Origin of the sequence: Rhodopseudomonas sp. B29 (genome assembly GCF_000333455.1) — a bacterium.
Taxonomy (GTDB): domain Bacteria; phylum Pseudomonadota; class Alphaproteobacteria; order Rhizobiales; family Xanthobacteraceae; genus Rhodopseudomonas.
In genome coordinates this window covers 1-1,903 of the sequence record NZ_BADD01000573.1, presented here as the reverse complement: position 1 = coordinate 1,903, position 1,903 = coordinate 1, and the positions used below count along the sequence as shown (strand labels likewise).

The window sequence follows — 1,903 nt, the reverse complement described above, 5'->3', positions numbered from 1 at the left end:
CGATTGGCGCGCCTGCCGTGGCGGGCGCTATCGCACTTGCGAGATGACATAGCCAACCCGTTTGCATCTTGCCTCCCTCGGAAAGTACGGGGAGGCATGCCGGGGGAACCTGGTGAGAAAGCACGGTTAACGCGGGGTGTGAATAGCCGGGAGAACTCGCCAGCCCTCGGCTTTGGCCATGCACAACCCTATATCTATGGTCGCTTGGGCATCCGCCCCCAGGCCGAGGCCGAACCCACCCCATGCGCTTCACGCCGCAATTTCTCGACGAGCTGAAGGCCCGGCTTCCGGTTTCGGATGTCGTGGGCAAGCGCGTGAAATTGAAGAAGGCGGGGCGGGAGTGGAAGGGGCTGTCGCCGTTTCAGCAGGAGAAGACGCCGTCGTTCTTCGTCAATGACGAGAAGCAGGCCTGGTTCGACTTCTCCTCGGGCCGCAACGGCTCGATCTTCGACTTCATCATGCTGACCGAGGGCGTCGATTTCCCCGAGGCGGTGGAGAGGCTGGCCGGGATGGCCGGGCTGGCGCTACCGGCGCACAATCCCGAAGCGGCGCGCGAGGTGCAGCGGCGCAAGTCGCTGTACGACGTGATGGAACTCGCCGCGCAGTACTACGCCGAGAACCTCGCTTCCCGCGCCGGCGCCAAGGCGCGCGGCTATCTGGCCGACCGCGCCATCGCGCCGTCGACCCAGCTCAAGTTCCGCCTCGGCTATGCGTCGAACGAGCGCTTCGCCCTGAAGGAGCATCTCGGCAAGCACGGCGTGCCGGTCAGCGACATGGTCGAGGCCGGGCTGCTGTCGGCCGGCGACGACATCCCGGTGCCGTTCGACAAGTTTCGCGACCGGGTGATGTTTCCGATCACCGATATCCGCGGCCGGGTGATCGCGTTCGGCGGCCGCGCGCTGGAGAAGGATGTCGCGGCGAAGTACCTGAACTCGCCCGAGACGCCGCTGTTTCACAAGGGCGACAACCTCTACAACCTCACCACGGCGCGCAAAGCTGCGCATGACGGCGCCTCGGTGATCGTCGTCGAAGGCTATGTCGACGTCATCGCCATGGTGACGTCGGGCTTCAACGCCACCGTCGCGCCGCTCGGCACGGCGCTGACCGAAAACCAGCTCGCACTGCTGTGGAAGATGGCCGACGAGCCGATCCTGTGCTTCGACGGCGACCGCGCCGGACAGAAGGCGGCGTATCGCGCCGCCGACCTGGCGCTGCCGCACCTCAAGCCCGGCAAGAGCCTGCGCTTCGCGCTGTTGCCCGAGGGCCAGGACCCCGACGACCTTGCCCGCGCCGGCGGCCGGCTGGCGGTGGAGGAGGTCATCGGCGCCGCGCGGCCGCTGGCCGACATGCTGTGGGCGCGCGAGGCCGAGGGCGGCAGCTTCGCCACGCCGGAACGCCGCGCCGCGCTGGAAGCGCGGATCAACGAGTTGTCCACCGGCATCCGCGACGAGATCGTGCGCCGGCATTACCGCCAGGATCTGACCGAGCGGCTGCGCAACGCGTTTGCCCCCGCCGGCGGCTATGGCGGCGGTTACGGCGGCTTCCGCGGTGGCGAATCAGGCCGGCGATTCGGCCCGCGGGCCGGCGGTTCTCCCCAGAGTTATCCCCAATCCGGCGGCCGCTTCGCGCCGCGCGGCCGGCCGGGTGCCGGCGCACCGCTGCTCGGCCGTGGCCCCTACCAAATGGCGAGTCCGGAGCTGGCCTCTAGCCCGATCATGCGCGGCCAGCGCTCGGCGATGTCGCGGCGCGAGGCGCTGATCCTGATCTCGCTGCTCAATCACCCCTGGCTGCTCGACGACCACCTCGAGGAGGTCGCGGCGCTGGAGTTCGCCCACCCCGAGGCGCACCGGCTGCGGGCGGCGATCATCGCCGCCTTCGCCCAGAACCATCACCTCGGGGATGA

Annotated in this window: 1 protein-coding gene; it reads left to right on the top strand. The window is 68.7% G+C overall.

Annotated features, from left to right (window positions below; all coding sequences use genetic code 11):
- Positions 1–242: 242 nt before the first annotated feature.
- Positions 243–1,903 (top strand): DNA primase (gene dnaG / locus I5M_RS20445; RefSeq protein ID WP_022723095.1); only part of this gene is annotated, 1,661 nt, incomplete at its 3' end.